This window comes from Nocardia iowensis (genome assembly GCF_019222765.1).
In the GTDB taxonomy this organism is placed as follows: Bacteria; Actinomycetota; Actinomycetes; order Mycobacteriales; family Mycobacteriaceae; genus Nocardia; species Nocardia iowensis.
Window position 1 is genome coordinate 217,881 of sequence record NZ_CP078145.1, and the last position, 23,534, is coordinate 241,414.

The 23,534-nt window shown below is 66.8% G+C and carries 24 protein-coding genes and 3 tRNA genes; 16 read left to right on the plus strand and 11 right to left on the minus strand.

Translation table 11 applies throughout. The features are described from left to right. Positions 1-49: 49 nt before the first annotated feature. Positions 50-1,039, minus strand: a complete 990-nt coding sequence (locus KV110_RS00920; protein WP_218472652.1) for an NAD(P)H-quinone oxidoreductase — start codon at positions 1,037-1,039, stop codon at positions 50-52. A 337-nt stretch (positions 1,040-1,376) separates the two neighbouring features. Here KV110_RS00920 and KV110_RS00925 point away from each other — a divergent pair, with 337 nt between their 5' ends. The 7 genes from KV110_RS00925 (at position 1,377) to KV110_RS00955 (ending at position 5,164) form a co-directional block, all read left to right on the plus strand. After that, positions 1,377-2,555, plus strand: a complete 1,179-nt coding sequence (locus KV110_RS00925) for a lactate 2-monooxygenase (RefSeq protein WP_393537430.1) — start codon at positions 1,377-1,379, stop codon at positions 2,553-2,555. Positions 2,556-2,604: 49 nt separating this feature from the next. Continuing rightward, on the plus strand, positions 2,605-3,105 hold the full coding sequence (locus KV110_RS00930) for a MarR family winged helix-turn-helix transcriptional regulator (protein ID WP_218472653.1): 501 nt from the start codon (positions 2,605-2,607) through the stop codon (positions 3,103-3,105). Between the two features lie 25 nt (positions 3,106-3,130). After that, a tRNA-Ser gene (locus KV110_RS00935) sits at positions 3,131-3,215 on the plus strand. A 118-nt stretch (positions 3,216-3,333) separates the two neighbouring features. After that, positions 3,334-3,762 (plus strand): hypothetical protein, encoded by a 429-nt coding sequence (locus KV110_RS00940; RefSeq protein ID WP_218472654.1) that lies wholly within the window; start codon positions 3,334-3,336, stop codon positions 3,760-3,762. 177 nt (positions 3,763-3,939) lie between these two features. Further along, positions 3,940-4,353, plus strand: a complete 414-nt coding sequence (locus KV110_RS00945; RefSeq protein WP_218472655.1) for a phage holin family protein — start codon at positions 3,940-3,942, stop codon at positions 4,351-4,353. Further along, on the plus strand, positions 4,350-4,910 hold the full coding sequence (locus KV110_RS00950; RefSeq protein ID WP_218472656.1) for a DUF3618 domain-containing protein: 561 nt from the start codon (positions 4,350-4,352) through the stop codon (positions 4,908-4,910). Before KV110_RS00945 ends, KV110_RS00950 begins: the two co-directional genes overlap by 4 nt. Next, positions 4,907-5,164, plus strand: coding sequence for a DUF4235 domain-containing protein (locus tag KV110_RS00955; RefSeq protein WP_218472657.1), 258 nt, complete (start codon positions 4,907-4,909; stop codon positions 5,162-5,164). Before KV110_RS00950 ends, KV110_RS00955 begins: the two co-directional genes overlap by 4 nt. 48 nt (positions 5,165-5,212) lie before the next feature. On the opposite strand, the gene KV110_RS00960 is transcribed toward KV110_RS00955, so the two are convergent. Together KV110_RS00960 and KV110_RS00965 are read right to left on the minus strand one after the other, a co-directional pair. Next, positions 5,213-5,389, minus strand: coding sequence for a hypothetical protein (locus KV110_RS00960; RefSeq protein ID WP_218472658.1), 177 nt, complete (start codon positions 5,387-5,389; stop codon positions 5,213-5,215). A gap of 100 nt (positions 5,390-5,489) precedes the next feature. After that, the gene (locus KV110_RS00965) at positions 5,490-6,614 is read right to left on the minus strand and encodes a nitric oxide synthase oxygenase (protein WP_218478073.1); all 1,125 of its coding nucleotides are present in this window, start codon (positions 6,612-6,614) and stop codon (positions 5,490-5,492) included. Positions 6,615-7,090: 476 nt separating this feature from the next. Between KV110_RS00965 and nicT the strand changes: the two genes are divergently transcribed. Together nicT and KV110_RS00975 are read left to right on the plus strand one after the other, a co-directional pair. Continuing rightward, entirely contained in the window at positions 7,091-8,122 is a 1,032-nt protein-coding gene (gene nicT / locus KV110_RS00970) for a Nickel transporter NicT (RefSeq protein WP_218472659.1), read from the plus strand. An 87-nt stretch (positions 8,123-8,209) separates the two neighbouring features. Then, positions 8,210-9,280, plus strand: a complete 1,071-nt coding sequence (locus KV110_RS00975) for an alpha/beta hydrolase (protein ID WP_218472660.1) — start codon at positions 8,210-8,212, stop codon at positions 9,278-9,280. Here the strand turns inward: KV110_RS00975 and hisC are convergent. Next, positions 9,277-10,356 carry a histidinol-phosphate transaminase gene (gene hisC / locus KV110_RS00980; protein ID WP_218472661.1) on the minus strand — a complete coding sequence of 360 codons (1,080 nt, stop codon included), beginning with the start codon at positions 10,354-10,356 and terminating at the stop codon, positions 9,277-9,279. The genes KV110_RS00975 and hisC overlap by 4 nt on opposite strands. A gap of 117 nt (positions 10,357-10,473) precedes the next feature. On the opposite strand from hisC, the gene KV110_RS00985 reads away from it, so the two are divergent. The 3 genes from KV110_RS00985 (at position 10,474) to KV110_RS00995 (ending at position 11,491) form a co-directional block, all read left to right on the plus strand. Next, the gene (locus KV110_RS00985) at positions 10,474-11,202 is read left to right on the plus strand and encodes a dienelactone hydrolase family protein (protein ID WP_218478074.1); all 729 of its coding nucleotides are present in this window, start codon (positions 10,474-10,476) and stop codon (positions 11,200-11,202) included. A 91-nt stretch (positions 11,203-11,293) separates the two neighbouring features. Further along, positions 11,294-11,383: transfer RNA gene (locus KV110_RS00990), tRNA-Ser, on the plus strand. Positions 11,384-11,418: 35 nt separating this feature from the next. Next, positions 11,419-11,491 (plus strand) — tRNA-Arg (locus tag KV110_RS00995). 103 nt (positions 11,492-11,594) lie between these two features. Here the strand turns inward: KV110_RS00995 and KV110_RS01000 are convergent. Beyond that, entirely contained in the window at positions 11,595-12,428 is an 834-nt protein-coding gene (locus KV110_RS01000) for a class I SAM-dependent methyltransferase (RefSeq protein ID WP_218472662.1), read from the minus strand. 120 nt (positions 12,429-12,548) lie between these two features. Between KV110_RS01000 and KV110_RS01005 the strand changes: the two genes are divergently transcribed. Continuing rightward, entirely contained in the window at positions 12,549-12,935 is a 387-nt protein-coding gene (locus KV110_RS01005) for a DoxX family protein (protein WP_246634294.1), read from the plus strand. Positions 12,936-13,028: 93 nt separating this feature from the next. Here KV110_RS01005 and KV110_RS01010 read toward each other — a convergent pair whose 3' ends face one another. From KV110_RS01010 to KV110_RS01020, 3 genes are all read right to left on the minus strand, one after another. Beyond that, the gene (locus KV110_RS01010) at positions 13,029-13,760 is read right to left on the minus strand and encodes a phytanoyl-CoA dioxygenase family protein (RefSeq protein WP_218472663.1); all 732 of its coding nucleotides are present in this window, start codon (positions 13,758-13,760) and stop codon (positions 13,029-13,031) included. A 130-nt stretch (positions 13,761-13,890) separates the two neighbouring features. Then, positions 13,891-14,622 (minus strand): maleylpyruvate isomerase family mycothiol-dependent enzyme, encoded by a 732-nt coding sequence (locus KV110_RS01015; protein WP_218472664.1) that lies wholly within the window; start codon positions 14,620-14,622, stop codon positions 13,891-13,893. 146 nt (positions 14,623-14,768) lie between these two features. Beyond that, positions 14,769-15,161: a RidA family protein gene (locus tag KV110_RS01020; RefSeq protein ID WP_218472665.1), complete on the minus strand. Its 393-nt coding sequence runs from the start codon at positions 15,159-15,161 to the stop codon at positions 14,769-14,771. A 130-nt stretch (positions 15,162-15,291) separates the two neighbouring features. Here KV110_RS01020 and KV110_RS01025 point away from each other — a divergent pair, with 130 nt between their 5' ends. Next, positions 15,292-16,866 carry an esterase-like activity of phytase family protein gene (locus KV110_RS01025; protein WP_246634295.1) on the plus strand — a complete coding sequence of 525 codons (1,575 nt, stop codon included), beginning with the start codon at positions 15,292-15,294 and terminating at the stop codon, positions 16,864-16,866. Here the strand turns inward: KV110_RS01025 and KV110_RS01030 are convergent, their stop codons facing one another. The 3 genes from KV110_RS01030 to KV110_RS01040 form a co-directional block, all read right to left on the minus strand. Then, on the minus strand, positions 16,867-17,568 hold the full coding sequence (locus tag KV110_RS01030; protein ID WP_218472666.1) for a DUF998 domain-containing protein: 702 nt from the start codon (positions 17,566-17,568) through the stop codon (positions 16,867-16,869). It lies immediately after the preceding gene. Positions 17,569-17,858: 290 nt separating this feature from the next. Next, positions 17,859-18,368, minus strand: a complete 510-nt coding sequence (locus KV110_RS01035; protein ID WP_393537426.1) for a very short patch repair endonuclease — start codon at positions 18,366-18,368, stop codon at positions 17,859-17,861. Beyond that, a complete protein-coding gene (locus tag KV110_RS01040; protein ID WP_218478078.1) occupies positions 18,365-19,498 on the minus strand; it encodes a DNA cytosine methyltransferase in 1,134 nt (377 codons plus the stop codon). The genes KV110_RS01035 and KV110_RS01040 overlap by 4 nt, the downstream gene beginning before the upstream one ends. 502 nt (positions 19,499-20,000) lie before the next feature. On the opposite strand from KV110_RS01040, the gene KV110_RS01045 reads away from it, so the two are divergent. Both KV110_RS01045 and fadD32 read left to right on the plus strand, forming a co-directional pair. Continuing rightward, a complete protein-coding gene (locus tag KV110_RS01045) occupies positions 20,001-21,248 on the plus strand; it encodes a KasA/KasB family beta-ketoacyl-ACP synthase (RefSeq protein ID WP_218472667.1) in 1,248 nt (415 codons plus the stop codon). Positions 21,249-21,353: 105 nt separating this feature from the next. After that, the gene (gene fadD32 / locus KV110_RS01050; RefSeq protein WP_393537424.1) at positions 21,354-23,282 is read left to right on the plus strand and encodes a long-chain-fatty-acid--AMP ligase FadD32; all 1,929 of its coding nucleotides are present in this window, start codon (positions 21,354-21,356) and stop codon (positions 23,280-23,282) included. The last annotated feature ends 252 nt before the right edge of the window (positions 23,283-23,534 follow it).

The window sequence follows — 23,534 nt, forward strand, 5'->3', positions numbered from 1 at the left end:
TAGCTGCATGCGCCGAAGTTCGGGAGCGCAACTGCTGCAACAGTTTTGGTTAGGAGTCCCGCACCTGTAGGACGACCTTGCCGAAGGTGTCACCGGATTCGAGCAGGCGGTGGGCTTCGCCCGCCTCGGTGATCGGTAGTTCCGCGTGGATGACCGGTGCGATGGTGCCGTCGGCTACCAATGGCCATAGGTGGCGGTGCACTTCGGCGATGATGGCGGCCTTGCTTCCGTGTCCGGTGGCGGGCCTGTTGCGCACGTTGGTGGCGTGCACGGTGCCCCATTTCCGTAGCAGCGCACCGAGATTCAGTTCGCCGGTGGCGCCGCCCTGCATGCCGATCACGACCAGGTGCCCGAAATTCGCCAGGGCGTCGATATTGCGGGCCAGGTAGGCCGCGCCCATGTTGTCCAGGATGACGTCGGCGCCCGAGTCCTCGGCGTGCACCGCGGCGACGAAATCGTCGTCCCGGTAGTTGATCAGCACCTGCGCGCCGAGTTCCGCGCATCGCCGCAGCTTTTCGGTCGACCCGGCGGTGACCGCTACCCGCGCGCCGAGGCTGCGCGCCACCTGGATGGCGTGCGTGCCGATGCCACTGCCGCCCCCGTGGATCAACACCAGTTGGCCCGCGCGCAGCCCGGCCGTCATCACCAAATTCGACCACACCGTCGCCGCCACCTCGGGCAGCCCGGCGGCCGCGCCGAGATCCAAGCCATCCGGCACCGGCAGCAGTTGGCTGGCGGGGGCGACCACCTTTTCGGCGTACCCGCCGCCGGACAGCAGCGCGCAGACCCGATCACCGACCTGCCAGTCGCGCACGCCGTCGCCGAGTTCGGCGATGATGCCGGAGCATTCCAGACCGATAACCTCGCTGGCCCCCTTCGGCGGCGGATAGTTCCCCTGGCGCTGCAGCAGGTCGGCCCGATTCACCCCCGCCGCCGCCACCTCGATCAGCACCTCGCCATGCCCTGGCACCGGATCCGGCGCATCCGCCCACGCCATCACCTCGGGCCCGCCGAAACCATTCAGCTTGATCGCACGCACGTGTCCCATACTGCCCCCGCCCGCCGCATCACTGTTCGCGGGCCCTGCCGTCCTGAGCCTGCGTCAGCGTCATCGTCGTGTGCGGCCCCGGCGTTCCGCCCCGTCGTCATACGTGGGGCCGCACCGTCCTGGGCTCCCGGCCGCATCTTCGTTGTTCGCGGGCCCGGCCGTCCCGAGCCCCCTCCGCACCATTCCCGCGCGAACCCCCGCCGTCCCGACCCCGCGCCAGTGCGCTGCACCGCCAGCCGCCGAGCCCGCTACCGATCAGCTAAGGCACCTCGCACCGTATTTTCGCGAGCGGCCACGTACATCGCGCTCTAGGACTACCGTTCCGGTCGTGAGCAGCAGTTTCGCCGGTTTCCAGCACGAGATCTACCTCGGCGGTCTGGGTGGCACAGTCCCCGAATTACCTATGACGGCAGCGGGTTTGGCGCACAGAGCCGAGGAACTGCTCGACCCGGCGGCGTACGCGTACGTGGCGGGCAGCGCGTCGGCGGAGCGCACCGCCGCGGCCAATCGAAGCGCCTTCGACCGGCAACGGCTGCTGCCCCGCATGCTGCGCGGCGCCACCGACCCGGCCGCCCGCGATCTTTCGGTGGAGGTACTCGGCACCCGGCTGGCCGCGCCGGTGCTGACCGCGCCGATCGGCGTGCTGGAGCTGCTGCACAAAGGCGGCGAGGTGATCGCCGCCGCGGCGACGAAGGAACTCGGCATCGGCACGGTGTTGTCCACCGCGGCGTCCTCGACCATCGAGGAGGTCGGCGCGGCCGCGGGCGAGTGGTGGTTTCAGCTGTACTGGCCCGCGGACGACGAACTCGCCAGATCGTTCGTCCGCCGTGCCGAGCGGGCAGGCGCCAAGGCGATCGTCGTCACCGTGGACACGCCGACCCTCGGCTGGCGTCCGCGCGACCTCGAGCTGGCGCACCTGCCCTTCCTGCACGGCAAGGGCATCGCGAACTACCTGTCGGACCCGGTCTTTCGATCGAAACTGGCGACACCGCCGGAGGAGGGCGAGGATGCCATGCGCGCCGCGATCCTCGTCTGGATCAGCCTGTTCGGCAACCACTCGCTGCGCCCCGCCGATCTCGCGCGCCTACGGGAGTGGACCGAACTGCCGATCGTGGTGAAGGGCATTTTGCACCCCGACGATGCCCGCCAGGTGGTGGACGCCGGCGCCGACGCGGTGGTGGTGAGCAACCACGGCGGCCGCCAGGTAGACGGCGCCATCGCCGCGCTCGACGCGCTGCCCACCATCGTGGCCACCGTCGGCGACCGCGCCGACGTGCTGTTCGACTCGGGCATCCGGACCGGCTCGGACATGCTGACCGCTCTCGCCCTCGGCGCGAAGGCGGTGCTGTACGGGCGGCCGTGGGTCTACGGGCTCGGCATCGCGGGCCACGCGGGCGTCCGGCACGCGCTGCGGCTGCTGCTCGCGGACTTCGATACCGCCATGGGTTTGACCGGTTGCGCGAACCTCGCCGAGGTGGATCGCTCGCTGATCGCCACCGTCCGCTGAGCGATACCGCTTTCCCCACAGCGAGTTTGCGCAGTTGAGGCAACATAGAATGAGCAGTGTGCATCCCGAACCGAGCAGTCCCGTGGCGGCCGAACCGAGATGGCTCACTCCGGCGCAGCAACGGGCCTGGCGGGCCTATATGGACGGGCACCAGCGCCTGATGACCGAGCTGAACCGGCAGCTACAGCGGGACAGTGACCTGAGCGTCGCCGAATACCGCATCCTGGTCCTGCTGTCCGAAGCGCCTGGTCGCGCCCTGCGCATGAGCGAACTGGCCGACGGCGTGCTCTCCTCCAGAAGCCGACTCACCCACCAGATCCGGCGTCTGGAAGCCGAGGGCATCGTGCGCCGCAACACCTGCCTCGAAGACGGCCGCGGCGTCCTCGCCGAACTCACCGACGAAGGGATGCGCCGCCTCGAAGCCGCCGCCCCCGGCCACGTCGAGGCCGTTCGCCGCAACTTCGTCGACCTGCTCTCGCCCGACCAGCTAGCGGTCATCGGAGAAGTGTTCGCCCGCATCGATGCGGAAATCGGAACGCGGCCCCGCTGACCCGTCCGCTACCATCGTGGTTCCTGGAGACGTGGCAGAGCGGCCGAATGCACTCGCCTTGAAAGCGAGCGTCGCGAGAGCGACCGGGGGTTCAAATCCCTCCGTCTCCGCTTATGTACCTGCGTGCACAGGGCTCCCCGCCGACGAATGCGGTAGGGAGCCCTCAACTTTGCGGGCGGCGGATTCTGTTGTGCTCGAACCGTTTACCGGGCAGTATCCGGTCGTGTGATGAACAGACGAATCAATGCAGCGATCCTGCTGGCCGTGTCCGCCGCGGCCGTGACGCTCGCGCCCCTTACCGCCGCGCCAGCGAGTGCGGTGGCACCGCTCAAGGCTCCGGTGGTCACCTTCGAAGGCACCGGACCGGGCACGGTGACGGCGACGCTGCACAATCCGAACGACCGCGGCCAGTGCTGGGCCGAGGCCGGCATCGGGCCCGACAACAACCACGCCTTCTTCGGCGACGGCACGCCGGAGTCGGTGGCCAACCCAGGTCAGACGATCAAGACCTCGTTGACCGGCCTCGAGCCCGGATCCACGATCACCGCACGGGGCGGCTGCGTGGACACCACTCCCGCGGGCGGGTACGAGCTGAGCGAGACAGTCCTCGTCACCGTCCCTGCCAACAAGCCCGCAACCGGTAGCTTCGGGGGCTAGCCGCCACGGTGAGTGGTGCAGGCGCGGTGTTCGCCGCAGCCCTGCGCCGCTCGCCGGTGCCGGTCGGGTGGCTCGCGGAGCTCGGCTCCGGCCCACCGAAAAGGCCTACCAAGTAGGCCGGAGCGAGTTTGTCTCCCTCGCCGCCGGGTAACCGGCCGTCGACTGGGAGGTGCCACCATGACGGAAACGCGGAGCGGCCCACCGACGGAGACACGGTCGGTGGCGGAATTGGTCAACGACGCGACCGAGCAGATGAGCAGGCTGATTCGGGACGAAATTCAGCTCGCCAGGCTCGAGGTTCAGAAAAAGGGCAAGCTGATCGGCCGCGGAGCCGGGCTCGCCGGGGTGGGTGCGCTACTGGGGTTCTACGGCGGAGCGGCCTTGATCGCGGCGGCGATATTCGCGCTGGCGATTCCGCTGCCGGAATGGGCCGCGGCGCTGATCGTCGGCGCTGTGCTGTTGGTCGTCGGCGCGGTGTTCGCGCTCCTGGGTAAGAAGGATGTCCAGGAGGCTGTCCCGCCGGTGCCGCAGGAAGCGGCCGAGGGCGTCAAACGCGACATCGAAACCATCAAGGACGGGAGAAACCGATGAGCGACAAACGCCGATCCGCCGACGCCGCAACCGAATCCGACAAGCCGATCCTCAGCGGGCCGATCGAAGAGGAGGCCCTGCGCGCGGACCGCGACCTGACCAGAGAAGAACTCGGGCAAACGGTTTCGGAATTGACCGCCAAGCTGGACGTCAAGGGCCGGGCGCAGGACAAGTTGCACGAGACCGCGGACACCGCGCGGGCGAAGGCCGCCGAGACCGCCGAAGCGGCCGCCGAGAAGACGGCGCAGGCCAAGGAGGCCGCGAGCCGGAAGGCGACCGAGGCCAAGGAGGCCGCGAGCCGCAAGACGGCGGAAGCCAAGGAAGCGGCGAGCCAGAAGGCGGCTAAGGCCAAGCAGGCCGCCGAGGAGAAGGCTCAGCAGGCCAAGGCGCAGGCCCGGGAACTGGTCGAGAAGGCCGAGGCGGCAACGCCGGAACCGGTCGTCGAGCGAGGCAGGCAGGTCACCGACGTGGCCCGTAGGCAGCCGGTCGCCGTCGCGGGCGTCGCGGCCTTAGCAGCGCTGGTGGTCTGGTGGATCCTGCGGCGGCGGCGCGCATGAAGACGCTCTACAAGCCGCTCGGCATGCTGGTCAGCGTTATCGGCGGGCTCGCCGCCAACGCCGCGTTCACCCGGGTATGGCGCACCGTCAGCGGCGAAGACCAAGCCCCGAGCGCCACGGCCCGGAACTACACCTGGAGTGAAGTCCTGGTCGCCGCGGCCCTGCAAGGTGCGATCTTCGGACTGGTGAAGGCCGCCATCGACCGGGCGGGCGCGACCGGCTACAAATCGTTGACCGGCACCTGGCCGGAATAGCAGCGACCTGAAACGTGAGCGGCCCCACCGAGTGGTGGGGCTGTTCCGTCAACCGAATCTGCTGGACAGGCGGTAATGGCCGGTGGCGACCAGCATTTCCAAGGCCGCCTGCCGAGTCGGGCAGGATCGTGGACAGGACCGATGGACTTGCATCATGCGGTGCGCGTGCTCGAGATCCAGGTCGGTCGGCAGCGCTCTCGCGGTACAGGTCGGGTTGTCGGACACGATCATCCACCTCCCAAATGCATAACGTTCGACTCCAGCATGCGCCCTCTGGCGGGTACCGAAGAGATTCCTAACCTTCCCTTAGGACGACGACCACGGATTACCTGTCGGTGTCCGCACTGAAGTCCCGGCGGACGAAGTTCGGGCGGATATCGAGGTCCGGCGGGTCGTAGTACCGGTGGAAGGTCGGGGTCAGGCCCGAGGAGATCGGCGGGTTGATCCAGCTCCAGTCGGTCGGGCAGGTACGGCCCGCCGCCTCTTCCCGCTTGACGTGATCGCAGAACTGCTTGGCCACCGTGTGGTGATCGACGATGTACACACCCGATTTGCGGAAGCTGTGCAGCACCGCGCGATTGAGCTCGACGAGGGCGAGATCGCGCCATAGATTGCGCTCGGATCGCGTATCCAGGCACATCATTTCGGCGATCAGCGGCAGCATGTTGTAGCGGTTGGGGTCGCTGAGGTTGCGTGCGCCGATCTCCGCGCCCAGGTACCAGCCGTTGAATGGCGCGAAAGGGTAAGTGACACCGCCGACTTCGAGGTTCATGTTGGAGACCGCGGGCAGTGCGTGCCACCGCAGCCCGAGGCCGGCGAACCACTCGAACTCAGGATGCTCCAGCTCCACCTCGCGGGCCAGTTCGGGCGGGACGTCGAACCAGCGGATCGGCTCGTCCGGGGTGCTGATCAGCAGCGGCAGCAGGTCGAATGGTGTTCTGGCGCCGCGCCATCCGAGCTTCATGGCGAACTCGGTGAGTGTGACGTTCGCCGCGTCGCCGGTGACCGTGCCGTCGCCATTGCGGTAGCCCGCGTACCGGATGAGCTGCGGGCTGACGATCCGGAATTCCCGCCCGTCGGGCTGACGCGGCGGGCCGACGGTGACCATCGATTGAATGGCGCCGCCATTGGTGGCCAGCTCCAGGTGCTGCCAGCAGACCTCTGCCAGGTCGCGGGCGGACCGCACCCGCCGCGCGTCGAGCAATTTCAATGAGCGCCAATGCTTGCGGCCGACGCAGCGGGCGTGATTACGCCACGCGAGCTTGGCGCCGATCAAGATTTCCTCGGCGGTCTGCAGATAGCCGCCGGTTTGTTCGAGTTGCTCCAGCGCGGTGCGGCGGCGCTGCGCGGTGAGATGCGCCAGTTCGGGCATCCGGAAGAATTCATCGCATTCGCGGAGCCGGCGCTCCAGTTCGCTGCTGAAAGGTTTTGTGTCAGGCGGGTTTTCGATCGGTGGTACGGGTAATGCAGGATTCACGGTTTTCTCCGGTCGGGCATAGGTGCTGCGGTGAAACAGACAAGTTCGAGCGGGAGAATTCGCGCGGGCGCGCAGCCGATACCGCCCTCGGCGGCGGACCGCGAGGCTGCGTCATGACAGTGATGCCGCGAAATAGCTTCGGCTCGAGGGGTAGTGCAAGTGAGCGGGGTCTGTCGCGACTCCGTACCGAGCGCCCTGTCCGCTTGCTGCACCTATGCGCAGCCAGGTGACCTCGGTGCCGATAGTGCGGATCCACGATCATGCTCGTCCTTGTTCATGCCCGGAAAAGGCCCGGAGAGTAGCGTACGGCGGGTGTGCTGGCGGTGTGCCCGGATTTGCTGGATTTGCTGGATAGCCGCATGTGGCGATGAGAAATAGGTGGCGTCGAGTAGCGTTGACACCGCCTGGAGTTCAGTAGTGAGGGTTTGCTCGTGCGTAGTGTTCTGGGGATGGCGGCTACCGTTGTCGCTCTTCATGTCATCGGCTGGGGATTGCTGATGCTGGTCGTGGTGCCCGGTCATTACCTGGTGCAGGGTTCGGTGTTCGGGGTGGGGCTCGGGGTCACCGCCTACACCCTGGGGATGCGGCACGCGTTCGATGCCGATCACATTGCCGCGATCGACAACACCACGCGAAAGCTGGTCGCGGAGAACGGTAAAGCGAAGGTTCAGACCGTCGGGTTCTGGTTCGCCCTCGGTCACTCGACGGTGGTGTTCGTGCTCGTCGCGCTGCTGGCGTTCGGTGTGCGTGCGCTCGCGTCCAGTCTGGAAGACGAGGATTCGTCGCTGCAGCGTTGGACCGGGGTGTGGGGCACCAGCGTCTCGGGGACCTTCCTGATCCTGATCGGTTTGCTGAATCTATCGGCGCTGATCGGGATCTGGGGTGTGTTCCGCCGGATGCGCGACGGTGAGTTCGATGAGGCGCAGCTCGAACGTCACCTGGACAATCGTGGGCTGCTGAACCGGCTGCTGGTGCCGGTGGTCCGGCTGGTGCGCAAGCCGCGCCACATGTACCCGGTCGGGTTGCTGTTCGGCCTGGGTTTCGACACCGTCACCGAGGTCGGGTTGCTGGTGATCGCCGGAGGCGCGGCCGCGACCGGATTGCCGTGGTACGCGATTGTGGTTCTGCCCGTGTTGTTTTCGGCGGGGATGACGTTGTTCGACTCGCTCGACGGGTCGTTCATGAGCTACGCCTATGACTGGGCCTTCGCCAAACCGGTGCGCAAGATCTACTACAACCTGGTGATCACCGGCCTTTCGGTGGCTGTCGCGCTGCTGATCGGCGGACAGGAGATCGTGTCGATCCTCACCGAGAAGCTCGGCGTGCAGACCGGCGTCCTGGCCTGGATCGGGAACTTGGACCTGGGTGATCTCGGCTACATCATCGTCGGACTGTTCGTGCTGACCTGGGCGGTCGCCGTCGCGGTGTGGCGGTTCGCCGGAGTGGAACGACGCTGGCAGGAGCGCCTCGCGGCCAGCTGAACAGCCTCGAAAGTGGCCCTGGTCACACATTATTGCGGCACGCTATGACCAGACGATCGATCCCGGCATTTCTGGCAGGATGGTCGCATGCTGTCTCGGCGTGGGGTGCGGCGCTGGGTATCCGGCGTCTTGGTCAGCGCGGCACTGGTTTCCGGTGCTGTGGGGTTCGGCGCTCCCCAGTTGTCGGCGGCACCCTCGGACGCACCCAAACCGAGTACCGGCTCCTCGGACGGCCCGGCTCCGGCCGAGCCGACCACCGAGCGACCGGCGAAAGCGGCGATCGACCGCATCGAACCTATCAACGATCGGTGGCTGCGGGTCTTCGTCGATTCACCCGCCATGAGCCGCACCGTCGAGGTGCAGGTGCTGCTGCCGCGGGACACCGCACGGCCGCGCCCGACCGTATACATGCTCGACGGCCGCAGCGCGAACCCGACCAGCAACAACTGGACCGAACTCGGTCACGCCGACCGGTTCTTCGAGGACAAAGACGTCAACGTGGTGCTGACCGTCGGCGGTCCGGCCAGCTTCTACACCGATTGGCAGAAGCCCGATCCGGTGCTCGGCACGAACATGTGGGAAACCTTCCTAGCGCGCGAGCTGCCGCCGTTGATCGACGCGAAATTCCAGGGCAACGGCCGCAATGCCGTGATGGGTGTTTCCATGGGCGCCGAGGCCGCGATGATGCTGGCGATCCGGCAGCCGCGGCTGTACACGGCGATCGCCGCGCACAGCGGATGCTTCTCCATGGGCACCGATATCGGTCAGGCGCAAGCACGGGCCGTGATTGCCACCTACCAGGGCGAGCCGGACAACATGTTCGGCCCGCAGGATGACCCCGCCTGGCTCGACCACGACGTGACGTTGCACGCGGAAGCGTTGCGCGGCAAGACGATCTACATGTCCGTCGGTAGCGGTGTGCCCGGCATCCACGACGTGCCAGGCAACAAGGACGTCGACGTGGCCACCGCCGTCAGCTTCGGCGGGCCGCTCGAGGCTGCCACCAATATCTGCACGCAGCGGCTCGCTGATCGGCTCCGCGTGCTCGGCATCCCGGTGACCGCGCACTTCCGGCCGACCGGAACCCACTCGTGGCCATATTGGGCTGACGAGCTGGTCCGGTCGTGGCCGGTCGTGGCGGGTGCGCTCGGCGGCTAGCCGAGGAAGCGCCGCAACACCGCCGAATCGGTGGCGAAGCTCAGGAACAGGTCGTTCTCGTGCGGATCGCCGGCGGTGACCCGCACCCCGTCGGTACCGTAGGGCCGCACCAGTACGCCCGCCTCCGCGCTCGCCTCACCGAACTCGGCGCTGCGCTCGCCCAGCGGCAGCCAGAGGAAGTTGGATTCGCTCGGCGGCACCCGGTAGCCGGCGGCCAGCAGGGCGTCGCGCACGCGGTCGCGCTCGACGACCAGGGTGTCGGTGCGGTCCAGCAATTCGTGGCGCGCCTCCAGCGAGGCGATCGCCGCGGCCTGCGCGACCCGGTTCACGCTGAACGGGATGTGCACCTTCATCAGCGCCGTGATCACCGCCGGATCGCCCACCGCGTAGCCCGCACGCAACCCGGCCAGGCCGTATGCCTTCGAGAAGGTGCGCAGCACAATGACATTGGGTCGGGTGCGGCCCAGCTCGACGCCGTTCGGGAAGTCCTCCGGCGCCAGCCGCAGGTACTCGAAGTACGCCTCGTCCAGCACGATCAGCACGCGCTCGGGCACCGAGTCGAGGAAACGGGTCAGCTCGGCCTTGCCGACCGCAGTGCCGGTCGGGTTGTTCGGGTTGCAGACGAAGATCAACTTGGTCCGCTCGGTGACCGCCGCGGCGAGCGCGTCCAGGTCGTGCACCATATCCGGGGTGAGCGGCACCTGAACGGCTGTCGCATTACCCACCTTGGTGACGATCGGATACGCCTCGAACGAGCGCCAGGTGAACACCACCTCGTCGGTCGGGGCGTCGCAGGTGATCTGCACCAGTTCCTGGCACAGCGCCACGCTGCCGCAGCCCACCGTGACGTTCGCCTCGGTGACGCCGAGGAAATCGGCCAAGGCGGCGCGCAATTCCAGGGCCTGATTGTCCGGATATCGGTTGGCCAGCTCGGCCGCCTCGGCGATGGCCTTGGCCGCGGCGGGTAGCGGGCCGAAGGTGGTCTCATTGCTGGCGAGCTTGACCGCGCCGGGGTGGTTGCGGCCAGGGACGTACGCCGGAATCGAATCGAGGTCCGGCCGGGTTGACGCTGTCACACCCCAACCATATGTCGAGAAGCGCAAAGCCTGGCCCGCGTACCGAAAATTCTGTGGGCAATGGGCCCTCAGCAGCAATTTCTACCGAAGATCAACAAGTCGCCCTACGCTGGAATGATGTCGGGCACTTACAACGACCTTGCCCCCTTGCGCTGCGACGACCTGGCGCCCGAATCCGAGACCGAAGCGAAACGGCGGGCCGCCGATACCGAGGTGCCCATCATCGTGGTCGAACCCGAGGGCAATGCCAGGGGCGGCATCGTGATGCTGCACGAGTCCCGCGAGTTCACCCCCGCCGTGCTCGATCTGATGAGCGCGCTGGCCTCCGAAGGCTGGACGGTGGTCGCGCCCAACCTGTTCCATCGCTCCAACGGCGAACCGGCGGCCGAGGTTTTCGGCGAGGAACTCTTCGACGACTTCGACGCCTGCTTCGACTGGCTCACCCGCCGCGGCGTCTTTCCTGACACCATCGGCGTGCTCGGCTTCGACTCCGCGGGCACCGCCGCGTTCCTGGTCGCCACCAACCGTCCGGTCGGCGCGGCCGTCAGCGTCGCCGCACCCGGCATCGTCGAACCGCTCACCGAGCAGGCCGACGCCCTGGTCCGCGCCGCCCCCAACCTGCAGGCGCCGTGGCTCGGACTGTTCGGCACCGACGACCCGGCCACCCCGCCCTCGGAGGTCGAGCGCTTGCGCGACGCGACCGGCCGCGCCGCCGTGGCAAGCCTCGTCGTCAGCTACCCCGGCCTACGCCACCGGGCCGACCACCATCCCGCCACCGACGACGACTACGGTCTGGTCGACTCACAAACCCGGATCTTCGACTGGTTCGACAGCAACTTACGCTGATAACCAGCCGTTTTGCGATCTGGACAACGGCTCCTGTAACCTTCATGCTCGGCGGTTCGAAAGGACCGGTGCCCTCGAAGAGAAGGCTCCAGGAGGCGTGCCAGAGCGGCCGAATGGGACTCACTGCTAATGAGTTGTCCCTTCACGGGGACCGGAGGTTCAAATCCTCTCGCCTCCGCCACACCCGGGCAACCGGTACACAACTGAATAACCCATGCGGCTGTAGCTCAACGGATAGAGCATCTGACTACGGATCAGAAGGTTAGGGGTTCGAATCCCTTCAGCCGCACTTTGGACAGCGGAAACGCTGGATGGGCAAACCGCGAACGAGGTCGTTGTTCGCGGTTTGTTTGCATTGTGGGGGCGGTTCAGTTGTTTCGCTCCAGAAGCCCCTAAGTCTTGCGCACCCAGGCTTGTGCTGCGTCGGCGAGGTTCCACCACGAAACATGGTGCGCATCTTGTGATTCCAGAGCCCAGTGCTCTGTGAGGCGGTCGAAGAAGGCGTCGTCGCCGGTCTTGCCGCCTTTGGGTTCGCCGATGTAGACCAGCCGACTACCGCCGCCGGCTTCGAATTTTCGCAGTGCTTCAGATGCCATCGGGTCGCCCCATCCGGGCGGCCAGCAGAGGAACAGCACGCAGTCGTTATCGAGGTCGGCGTCGAACTCCGCCAGCCCGCCAACCGGGTGCCACACGTCCAGCTGGCCCGCTGCCCCAGGGAACGACACGTTGGCGGTGCTGTTCGGCGGCTCCACGTCGAACGCGGCGACGTCGACGCCATGGGCGGCGAGTTGCCCAGCCCAGTACCCGCGCCCAGCGCCCAGTTCGAGCACCCGACGCCCTTCGCTGAACCGTGCCAGCCACTCGATCGTCTCCGGCGAGGGCACCGCATACGCGTACGCCGCTTGCAGGATCGTTTGAGCGAAGGCGAGTCGTGCACTGCCGCTTGGCCTGCCGCCGTTCACGACTCGACGTCCACCGTCGTCGCCAACCGACGGTGCGACGATGTCCCAGTACGGGTTACCTGTAGGCGACTTCCCACCGGCCATGTAGTGCACGAGCCGAAGATCGAACGCCGAGTCGGCGCCCGGATCACCGGTACCGGACAACCGCGGTGCCGTATCCAGATACTCCGCCACCCTCGGATACTCCGCACGAAGCCGCTGCTCGTCCGCCAGCAGCGCCGCCAGTTCGTTCCGCCGTTCATCCGTCAGCCCGAAGCCGGTCATGTCGCCAATTCTCGCGGGTGCCGCGCACTTCCACGAGTTGTTGTCGAAACTCGCCTTTTCCGGCGGCTCGGGGAGGAGGGCTGCGATTGTCACACTCTGCGGGGGAGCTTCGTCTACCGGGTGTTGGTCCCGAACATCACTCGCAAGGAGCTCGTTCCGATGTACATCGCATATGTTGTTGTCACTGTTTTGGCTGCCGCTTGGGTGGGGTTTTCGGCGGGGTCGATCTTCTTTCGGGCCAGCTGGGTGGTGGATCCGTTGACCGAATATGGTGTGCCGCAGTCGTGGTGGACCTGGCTGGGGGTGGCTAAAGCAGCGGGGGCGGTTGGGCTTGTGGTCGGGTTGTTCGTGCCGGTGATCGGTGTGCTGGCTGCGATCGGGGTGGTGCTGTACTTCGCCGGGGCGGTTGTCACGAATATTCGGGCGGGGGCGTATGCGCACATTCCGTTCCCGTTGATGTACATGGTGCCGGTGATCGTTGCCGCGGGGCTGGGAGCTGCGGCCTGAGTGCGGAAACCGTTGCGGTCGAACAGCAAGCGTCCCCGATCACCGCCGAAGCCCCGCCACCTCGACCAAATCGAGGGGTGGGGCTTTGTGGCGTCAGGTGGCGAGGCTGCGGATCGGGTCGTACTCCAACCATGGGTCCTGCAGGAACTCACGCCAGCGTGGATTGTGCCCGGATCGCTTGACTCGGAAGTAGATCGCTCGTCGGGTCTGCTTCGCCGTGTTGCCGCCGATATTGTGACCGAGCAAGTAGTGCGCCAGGAGTAGGTCACCCGCTCGCCCACGGATCTGTACTGGTTCCGGCAGTGAGATGTGTGGATAACCGGCTGCCTTGAAGAACGCGTCGGGGCCGTATCGGCGAAAGTACTCCGCATGGGTCAGATGTGTTCCTGGCCAGGCCCACAGGTTTCCGGCGTCTTCGTCGAGTTGATCGGAGAGCAGGACACCGGCGAGCAATGTGAATGTTCCCGGTCGCCCGTCCGGCTCAGGGGGAAAGCCGTCGATGTGGGGTCCGCCTGGGCGATGGGAGAACGGCGGGATGTTCAAGGCGATCTGTACCTGCTCCGGCGGCGTCAAAGTGTTCGACCCGGTGAGGCATTCGGCCAGCTCGAAGGCGGGGCTGTCCATCAACAATGACAGGAGATCGGGAACCTGTTGCGACGCTGGGAAGTAGAAGTATGGACCGCGAACACCGGACCCCGGCGGCTCGGCCGCGATCGAACCGTCCACGGCCGCTGCCGCCCTGGCCACCAGCTCATGGGAAACGACCTGAGGCAATACGAGGAAGCCCTGCTCAGCGAAGGTGCGTAATTCCTCCTGACCTAACACGGCTACCACGTTAGGCCGAGCCAGCTCCCGCGAGCGAACCATTTTCGGCGTAGCTGGTCGGCGGTACCGTGCACCGTTTCTGTCAGCCGCACACCCGGTGTGCGGCTGACAGAGCCAGAACCGCGGGGGCCTATTTCCAGGCCGGGAGAGTGGGGAGGTTGCCGGTGAGGTCGGAGCCGTCGGAGCGGCCGAGAAGCCAGGCGGCGAGGGCGGCAGCGGGGCCGGCGATGGTGGCGGTCGGAGTCTCCGTGCCGACGATGCCGGTGAAGTCGGTGTCGGTGGCGTGCAGTTCGAAGGCTGCCGTCGGTTCGGTTGCCGCGGTGGTGATTCGGTTCATGTCGACGGTCGCCTGACGGAGGATGCGGGCGAGGAAAGGTGCGGGCCAGTCGGCGGGCTGGTAACCCGCGTTCAGGTCCACGTGGTGGATTTCCACCTCCTGCAGGCGCATCCAGCGAACTTCGAGCGCCGGAATCGGGCGCCCTTGGCGGGTGCGGACTTCCGCGTGCCATATGTCATCGGTCAGCGAATTCGCCAGTGCGAGAAGGCGCTTGGCGGCGGCTTCGTTGTCGACGAGCTGTTCGGCGATGGGCCGGGGCGCACCGGCTTCGATGTCGAAGTCGCGCAGGAACATGCTCGCGTACTGCGGTATCTCGACGCCGGTGTGCGCCCACAACAGCAGATTGAGCAAGCTGTCGGCATTACGGGCCATATGTGCGAGCACGTGCCCGCGAGTCCAACCGGGCAACAGCGATGCCGCGATCACATCGTCATTGCTCAGCTTGCGAATGGTGTCGAGAAAACGATCGGTCGCCTCGCCGAGAGTGTCGAGCGAGACAGGGCCGTCCGGAGCTGCACTGGTCACCCCTGCGACCCTAGCGACCCCGACCACCACCCGCCGCCCCAATGGGCCAACCCGACGGACTCCCCGAGCTCACAGAGTCTCCACGCGCCGCACCGGGCCAGTACTCCCTGTGCGGCGTAGGAAAGCTCTGTGCGTACCACCCGGGATCACTCGGTGACGATGGCGTCTGCCTCGATTTCGACCAGCAGGGCGGGGGTGATGAGGGCGCTGACCTGGTACATGGCAGTGGCGGGGCGGATGTCGCCGAATACCTCGGCGTGCGCCTTGGCGACCTCGGCCCAGCGGGTGATGTCGGTGACGAAGATGCGGGTGCGGACGACGTCGGCGAGGCTCGCGCCCGCATCGGTGAGGGCGGTGGCAATGCGGCGCAGGACTTCCCGGGTCTGCTCGCCGATATCGTCGCCGCCGACCGCGGCGTGGCCGGGAATCGAGGCGGTGGTGCCGCTGACCGCGATGGTGTTGCCGACCCGGACGGCCCGGCTGTAGCCGACGATGGCTTCGAACTCGGAGCCGGAGGAAATGTTCACGCGAGCAGTCATGGCGACAGCATCGCATGGCGCTGATCTTGGAGCCAGCGGTCGCGAACGGGGGGGCGAGGCGGCGGGCAGCGACACCGAGTTGTCATCCTTGCGTCGTCCACACGTCGGATCGACAGGGTAGGCAGGCGCAGTGAAAGCTCATTCTCGTCCCCGCATCACCGCCGTCGCCGCGCTCTGCGTCGGCGTACTGGCCGCAGGCTGCTCATCGAAGGATTCGGCCGCGGACTTCACCGCGACCGAAGACCAGCCGCTGGTGATCTCCCTGGATGACCTGCTCGCCAAGACCGGTGGCAGCGCCGCCGTTCGCATCGCCGACCCGGCGCACGGCAAGCTGAGCCGCCGCGTCGACGGTGCGCTCGTCTACACACCCGACGCCGGGTACCTGGGATCGGACAGCTTCGAGGTGACCACCACCGACGCGGTCCGCCTGTACACCACCGACTTTCCGGTGCTCGGCGAGTTCGGTGGAACGACGGTGCAGGGCAGCGGTTTCGGCTCGGCGTGGACGCCGGTGCCGGGCAGCACGGACGAGTTCTACGGGCTCACCGACCGCGGCCCGAATGTGGATGGCCCCGGCAAGAACGAGAAGCTTTCGCCGACACCGAGTTTCGTGCCGAAGATCGCCCGCTTCAAGCTGGTCGGCAGCCGAGCGGTGCTGCAATCCAGCATCGATCTGCACACGGCCGCGGGTGTCCCGTTCAACGGCCAGGTCGATGTCGCCGCGAACACCGGCGAAACCATCAAGGACCTCGCGGGAAACGTACTGCCGCCCACCGATCACGGTCTAGACCCCGAAGGCCTGGTCGCACTGCCTGACGGCACCTTCTGGGTATCCGATGAATACGGCCCGTTCCTAGTGCATTTCGACGCCAAGGGTGGCGAGATCGAGCGCCTCGCTCCCGGTTCCGGCCTGCCGAAGGAACTTTCGCTGCGCACACCGAACCAGGGCATGGAGGGCCTGACCATCACCCCTGATGGCAGCACGCTCGTCGGTGTGCTGCAGAGCGGGCTGAACACCCCGGGTCTCAACGGCTCCGCCAAGGAAGTGCCGCTGACCCGCATCGTCACCGTCGATCTGAAGACGAAGGCGCTGAAGGAATTCATTGTCCAGCTGGAGAATCCGAAGAACACCAAGGTCGCCGACTCCGAGATCACCGCGCTGAGCGCGACCACCTTCCTGATCGACGAACGCGACGGCGCGCTGGCGCCGAAGTCGGACAAGAAGCTGTGGGCCGTCGACATCGCCAACGCCACCGACGTCGGCCCCGACGCGAAGGTGCCCGGCGCACAATACGATCCGGAACGCGGCGGCCTCCAGGTCGACGGCAAACCGCTGGAGACGTTGGTCGGCCCGGTCTCGACCGCGGACGGCATCGCCGCACTGACCAAAGCGGGCGTCACCCCGGCCGCCAAGACCGAGCACCTCGACCTCGCCGCCCTCGTCAAGGAACTAGACGCGAACGGAAAGTTTTTCGGCCACGACAAGATCGAGGGCGTCGCCACCCTGGACGGCGGCAAGACGCTCTACATCGCCAACGACAGCGACTTCGGCCTCGCCGGCAGCACGGGTGAGCAGCCGCCGTTCGACCTGAAGCCCAAGACGCTGCCCAATGGCGTGCAGGACAGCGGCGAAATCCTCTTCGTCGATACCAGCAAGCTGCCAGCCAAGACCGACAGCCACACGATCAAGCTGAACGTCGAGTAGCTATTCGTCGGGGTCGGTCCATTCCCGGCCCTCCAGGATCACCGCGGCGGCCAGCGTGATCAGCCACAGCGACATCGAACCGACCTGGATCCGCTGGGCGATGCCGAGCGCGTAGTTCCCGGTCAGGTTGTCGGCGACCAGCATCCACACCGTCGCCACCGATCCGACCACGAGCACGACCAGCCCGAACTCGCGCAGGATCCGCCAGCGGTGATAGCGGAACGCGGCCAGGCTGAACGCGAACGTGGCGACGGCGATCGAGGTGACCGCGATGGTGCTCGACAGCGCGTGCGGCTGGTGCAGTTGCGGGAACAGCTCGCTGCCGCCGCCGCACCCCGCGTCGCTCGCGGTGCAATCCTGCAATGGCAGCAACACGTCAGCGATGGTTGCCGCGCCGAAGCAGAGCAGCGCGACCCAGCCGATCGTCGTGAAGCGCCGTCGCGGGAACACCAGCAGCCCGCCGATCGCGGCGGGGATGAGCAAGGCGCCGACGATCTTGTCTGCGGTCGCGAAAACCGCACGGTAGGGCTTGCCTTCCGCATCGAGCTCGCTGAGGAACGAGTTGACCGGGTCGACATCGATCTTCAGGACGAACTCGAGCACCCAGGACGAATAGCAGACCCCCGCGATCAGGATCGCCGCCGCGATCACCAAGGACGCCACCCGCACGCGCCGTTCGGCGATCTTCCGGCTACCTGTCACGGACTCATTCTCCTACCTGCCGCCGGACTGATGATCAAACGGTAGGTCAGCGCGTTCGGAGTGTCTCGGAGTCGGCGGCCGATGGGATCAAACACACGGGTTTGTCAACCAGCGCACAGGCTCCTGTCAGGTTCGGCGGACAGGCTGTCAGGGAAGCGTTCCCAAGGAGGTCCCCATGATCGGCTATGCCACAGCCGCCGCCGGAGTCGCCGTGATGGCGGTGATGGTGGCGTCGAGCTATCTCGCCGCCCACGCGCCGCGCACATTGGTTCGGGTCCGGTCCCGATAGTTCATCGCCCGAGCGCGGCAAGCACCCGCTCGGCCGCGGCCACGGTGTCTTCGTGTTCCCACACACGGATCACCTGCCAACCTGCCGCGATCAGCGCCGCGTCGGTGGCCCGGTCCCGCGCCACATTCCCGGCCAGCTTGACGGCCCACCATTCGGCGTTGTTTCGCGGATCGGTCGCGTGCTGCGGGCACCGATGCCAGAAGCAACCGTCCACATAGACCGCGACCCGTAGCCGCGGAAACACCAGGTCGGCCCGCCGCCGCTGGCCGCGGATCGGCGCCCGATCGACGAAATAGCGAACTCCCCGCCGATGTAGTTCCCGCCGCAGCGCGAGTTCGGGCTTCGTCCCGGTCCGCCGCTGCCGCGCCATTCGCGCGCTGGTCGCCGCGTCGGTGCTCGGTCGTCGGGTTCCACCGCCGCGACTCGATTCCGGCTTTCCCGCCGAAGGCGGGAGTCGCCGCGCATGGTCGGGTGGGTCGCCCGATCGTCCCGCGCCCGTCCGCTCGCTCATGCCGCCCAGCCGCCCATCCGATCGAGATGACTCTCCACATCATCGAGGAATCCTGGCGGAAACCGCAGGCTGCCCATGCCCGCCCGGCGCAGGAATCCGGCGGTAGCCCGCGCCGAAAGCAGCCGCGAATCGGTGAGAAAGTTCCGCAGATCCTCGTACGGTTCGTGCACCGGCCAGGTCGATACCGGCACCCGATAGGCCGTCCCGTCGCGTCCCCAGGCAGCCACCGGCCACGGCGTTCCCGGCGATAGCGGCTGGTCACCGGGAATCGGATCCAGTGGCGCGGCCAACCGCGATCCCACCCAGCCCGCCATTCGCACACTCACCGCGTTACCGACCAGCTTCCACCGATGTCCCTGCCGGATGCCCGGCACCTCACCCGCGGGCGCGGTCCAACCGGGGGCGAAACCTTGCAACCGTTCCACGTCCACCAGACCGGGTGTGACGATCTCGCCGGACGGCAGCCGCACCGCTGGCGGACTGGCGATACCCAGCGCGGACCCGCCCTTCACCGTCGGCACGGCGTTCACCGCCCAGCCCAGCCCGCGTACCCCTTCGGTCCAGTAGAACCCGCACGGGTCGCGGTCGGCGTCGCCGACTATCCGCGGCCCGGCGTCGTCACCGAACAGCACGCCGCGCGGGTCCTCGGTCCGCGAGGCCAGCATCAGCACCCGCTGACGGCGCTGTGGCAGGCCGAACGCGCGCGCGTCCACCACCCGATAAGCCCAGGTGTAGCCGAGCTCCTCCAGGGCGGCGGTGATGTGCCGCATAGCGGCGCCGCGCCCCAGTTGCAGCATGAAGGGCACATTCTCGATCAACAGCCAGCGCGGTCCACGCTTGCGGCGGACCAGCCGGAACACCTCGTCGACCAGCCCCGACCTGGTACCGGTGATGCCCGCGGTGCGACCGGCCTGGGACAGGTCCTGGCAGGGGAACCCGGCCGCGACCAATTCGGTCCCGGCAGGTATCGCGCGCAACCTGGTGATGTCGGAATGCAGTGGCACGTCGGGAAAGCGGGCGGCGAGTACTCCCTGCGCGCCAGGATCGATCTCGCAGAGCAGTTCGGTCTGCCAGCCGTTCTGCCCGAGGCCGAGCTCGAGCCCGCCGATCCCGGCGAACAGCCCGACCATCCGCGCGCCCGTCACCGACCGTCCCTTCCTCGCGTCCTCGGGCCACCCGCCGTCGCGCCCGTGCCGGGGAGAGGTTACTCGAGTTGCCGGTGGCCGTCCGCGAACGACGCCATGACGGCGCTCAGAACGGCGGCGACCGAACGGAAATCCAGCGGCGTAGCGTAAGGGCCGCGGTACCCCGAACGGACCCCGGCGGACGAACTTCGGCGCCGGATTGCGGATGGCCGGAGCGAAGGCCGGGGAACGCCTGGTACCGTCCGCGTGTCAGCAACATGATCGGTCTGCTGCTCCTCGATAATGCTCATCGGCCGATCATGTGTGCGGCCCTGATGACAGGCTCGGCGGACTGATCTGCCTGCGCTCCAGCGCGATACGCGCGGATGCCCATGTTCCACGGCGGCCCGTCCGCATGCGAAATGCCATTGCTCCACAAGGTGCTTGCTCCACCAGGTTTCGGGCTCGACAAATTTCTTAGTAGTCACGCTAGGGAAAGTGAGCGAACATGCAGATACCTTCGAAAAACAGGAGCTTTCCCAACGTTGTCGTCACCAGCCTGGCGGCGACCACCTCGATCGCCGGTGACGTCGATTCGACGTGGAAGGGCCTGCTCAACGGCGAAAGCGGCATCGACGTCCTAGAGGACAGTTTCATCGAGCAGTTCGAGCTGCCGGTCCGCATCGGCGGACATCTGAAGGTCTCGCCCACCGAGAGCCTCACCCGCGTCGAAGCGCGCACCCTGTCCTATGTGGAGCAGATGGCCACGGTGCTCAGCCGCGAAGTGTGGCGCAACGCGGGCAGCCCGGAGGTGGACAAAACCCGGCTCGGCGTCGCCATCGGCACCGGCCTCGGCGGCGGCGAGTACATCGTCGACGCCAGGGACCGGATCAAAAACGGTGGCTACCGCAAGATTTCACCGCTGACCGTGCAACGGATCATGCCGAACGGGTCGGCCGCCTGTGTCGGCATCGAGCTCGGCGCCGGGGCGGGCGTGGTCACGCCGGTGTCGGCCTGCTCGTCGGGCTCGGAGGCGATCGCGAACGCGTGGCAGATGATCGTGATGGGTGACGCGGACATGGTGGTCACCGGCGGTGTCGAGGGTTCCATCCAAGCGGTGCCGATCGCGGCGTTCACCATGATGCGCGCGATGAGCACCCGCAACGACGACCCCAAGAGCGCGTCGCGGCCGTTCGACAAGGACCGGGACGGCTTCGTGTTCGGTGAGGCGGGCGCGATGATGATCATCGAGACCGAGGAGCACGCCAAGGCGCGCGGCGCGACCATCCACGCGCGAATCATGGGGGCAGGCATCACCTCCGACGCCTTCCACCTGGTCGCGCCCGATCTCGAGGGCAAGGGCGCCGCGCGCGCGATGACCAGGGCGATCGAGAAGGCCGGGCTGACCAAGCGCGATGTCACCCATGTGAACGCGCACGCCACCGCCACGCCGATCGGCGATACCGCTGAGGCGCAAGCGATTACGGCGGCGGTAGGTAATCACGCCTCGGTCTACGCGCCGAAATCGGCGCTCGGGCACTCGATCGGCGCGGTCGGCGCGCTGGAGTCCGTGATCACCGTGCTGTCCGTGCGCGACGGCGTCGTCCCGCCGACCCTGAATTTGGACAATCAGGATCCGGCAATCGACCTCGACATCGTCAAGGGCCAGAGCAGGCAGGGCCGTATCGATTACGCCGTGAACAACTCGTTCGGTTTCGGCGGACACAACGTGGCGATCGCCTTCGGGCGGTACTGAGCGTCGGAAGGCTACGCACCTGCTAGCCTTCCCGACGCTTCGTTATCGACCTGTGTTCGGTGTAACTGCACGGCTGTATGCGTGCTTTGGCAAAAGGATAAGGCGATGATCGACGAGACCTTCGACGACTATTTGGACGACCAGGGCAATATCAAGATCCGCGGTGACAAGACCCTGATCGACTTCGTCGACAAGCACAGCGCGGAGAACGGCGACGACCTCGCCTACCGCTATATCGACTATTCGCGGGAACGCGACGGCGAGTACCACGAGCTGACCTGGCGGCAGTTCGGCGTCCGGCTACGGGCCGTTGCGGCCCGGCTGCAGCAGGTGACCCGACCAGGCGATCGAGTAGCGATTCTGGCCCCGCAAGGGCTCGACTATGTCGTCTCCATTTTCGCCGCCGTCTACGCGGGCAATATCGCGGTTCCGCTGTTCGACCCGGAAGAGCAGGGGCACACCGACCGGCTCACCGCGGTGCTCAGCGACTGCACGCCCGCGGCGATCCTCACTGTCGGTTCCGCGGCGGGCGGTGTGCGGAACTTCTTCCGGCATCTGCCCGCGGCGCAGCGCCCGCGGATTATTGCGGTGGAAGCGATTCCGGACAGCGTCGGCGCGACCTGGGTGCGGCCGGATATCAATATCGACAGCGTCGCTTACCTGCAATACACCTCGGGCTCCACCAGAACGCCTGCGGGCGTGGAGATCACCCATCGCGCGGTCGGCACGAATCTATTGCAGATGATCGATGCCATTGGGGTGACCGAGAATTCGCGCGGCGTCACCTGGCTGCCGCTGTTCCACGACATGGGTTTGCTGTGTGTGATCCTGCCGACCGTCGGCGGCGGATTCATCACCATCATGTCGCCGAGCGCGTTCGTTCGCCGTCCGTACCGCTGGATCAAAGAATTGGCCGCTGCCTCCGACGGTGCCGGAACCTTTGCCGCCGCACCGAATTTCGCGTTCGAGCACGCCGCGGCGCGGGGCAGGCCGAAAGCGGGCGAAGAGCTCGATCTGTCGAATGTGATCGGCCTGATCAACGGCAGCGAGCCGGTGTCGGTGTCGTCGATGAAGAAGTTCAACGAGGCATTCGCCCCGTACGGACTGCCGAAAACGGCGATCAAGCCCTGCTACGGCATGGCGGAGGCGACGCTGTTCGTCTCGGCGACCAAGGCCGAGGACGAGGCGCGGGTGGTGTATGTCGATCGCGCCCAATTGAATTCGGGCCGGATGGTCGAGGTCGAGCCGGGTACCGACAATGCGATCGCCCAGGTGTCCTGTGGCTATGTCGCGTTGTCGCAGTGGGCGACCATCGTTGATCCGGAGACCGGCGTCGAGCGCCCGGACGGTGAGGTCGGCGAGATCTGGTTGCACGGCGAGAACATGGGCATCGGCTACTGGGGCAAGCCCGACGAAACCGTGGCCACCTTCCAGGCCAAACTGATCGCCCGGCAGGCGCAAGGCAGTCACGCGGAGGGGACGCCGGAGGACGCCAACTGGATGCGCACCGGCGACTACGGCGCCTACCTCGACGGCGAGCTCTACATCACCGGCCGGGTGAAGGATCTGGTGATCGTCGACGGCCGCAACCACTACCCGCAGGATCTGGAGTTCTCGGCGCAGGAATCCAGCACGGCGCTGCGGCCCGGTTTCGTCGCGGCGTTCTCGGTGCCCGCCAACGAACTTCCAGCGCTGGTCTTCGAAAAGGGCAGCCACTCCGGCCTGAATTTCGATGCCGAGGACAACTCCGAGCAACTGGTGATCGTCGCTGAACGCAACACCGGGGCGGGGAAGCTGGAAACCGGGCCGGTCGCCGACACCGTGCGCGCGGCCGTTTCCCAGCGGCACGGTGTGACGGTGCGTGATGTGCTGCTGGTACCCGCGGGTTCGATTCCGCGGACCTCGAGCGGCAAGATTGCCCGCCGGGCCTGCCGGGCCGCCTATCTGGACGGCACGCTGCGCGGCGGATATCAGCAGCAGGCATTCCCGGACGTTCCGGTGGAGCGGGAATCCGAGAGCGCGGGCGTTCGCTAGAGCCGGACCTCGTTCGAACATTCGAATTCACCGACGTCGGCGCCCACGATCTGGGCGTCGAGGTCACCGGACGTCCCGGTGCCGCGGAACTTTTCCACTGCGGCCCGGGACGTTTTTGGCGTGGCGCCACCCTTGACCTCGAGGTTACTCGAGGTTGTTTGCTGTCGTCATGAAGGTTGTCGGGACCTGCGAGCCAACGGTGATGTCCAGCACGAACGCGGACGCGGGGGTATCGGTGCAGCCGGAAAATCG

Bases quoted from the DNA above. Each gene is read 5' to 3' on its own strand.
- KV110_RS00975 (WP_218472660.1), top strand. From the start codon at position 8,210: ATGCTGTCTCGGCGTGGGGTGCGGCGCTGGGTATCCGGCGTCTTGGTC.
- KV110_RS00985 (WP_218478074.1), top strand. From the start codon at position 10,474: ATGTCGGGCACTTACAACGACCTTGCCCCCTTGCGCTGCGACGACCTG.
- KV110_RS00940 (WP_218472654.1), top strand. From the start codon at position 3,334: ATGAACAGACGAATCAATGCAGCGATCCTGCTGGCCGTGTCCGCCGCG.
- KV110_RS01040 (WP_218478078.1), bottom strand. From the start codon at position 19,498: ATGGTCGGGCTGTTCGCCGGGATCGGCGGGCTCGAGCTCGGCCTCGGG.
- KV110_RS01045 (WP_218472667.1), top strand. From the start codon at position 20,001: ATGCAGATACCTTCGAAAAACAGGAGCTTTCCCAACGTTGTCGTCACC.
- KV110_RS00930 (WP_218472653.1), top strand. From the start codon at position 2,605: ATGAGCAGTGTGCATCCCGAACCGAGCAGTCCCGTGGCGGCCGAACCG.
- KV110_RS00955 (WP_218472657.1), top strand. From the start codon at position 4,907: ATGAAGACGCTCTACAAGCCGCTCGGCATGCTGGTCAGCGTTATCGGC.
- KV110_RS00945 (WP_218472655.1), top strand. From the start codon at position 3,940: ATGACGGAAACGCGGAGCGGCCCACCGACGGAGACACGGTCGGTGGCG.
- KV110_RS01035 (WP_393537426.1), bottom strand. From the start codon at position 18,368: ATGAGCGAGCGGACGGGCGCGGGACGATCGGGCGACCCACCCGACCAT.
- fadD32 (WP_393537424.1), top strand. From the start codon at position 21,354: ATGATCGACGAGACCTTCGACGACTATTTGGACGACCAGGGCAATATC.
- nicT (WP_218472659.1), top strand. From the start codon at position 7,091: ATGGCGGCTACCGTTGTCGCTCTTCATGTCATCGGCTGGGGATTGCTG.
- KV110_RS00950 (WP_218472656.1), top strand. From the start codon at position 4,350: ATGAGCGACAAACGCCGATCCGCCGACGCCGCAACCGAATCCGACAAG.
- KV110_RS01000 (WP_218472662.1), bottom strand. From the start codon at position 12,428: ATGACCGGCTTCGGGCTGACGGATGAACGGCGGAACGAACTGGCGGCG.
- KV110_RS01020 (WP_218472665.1), bottom strand. From the start codon at position 15,161: ATGACTGCTCGCGTGAACATTTCCTCCGGCTCCGAGTTCGAAGCCATC.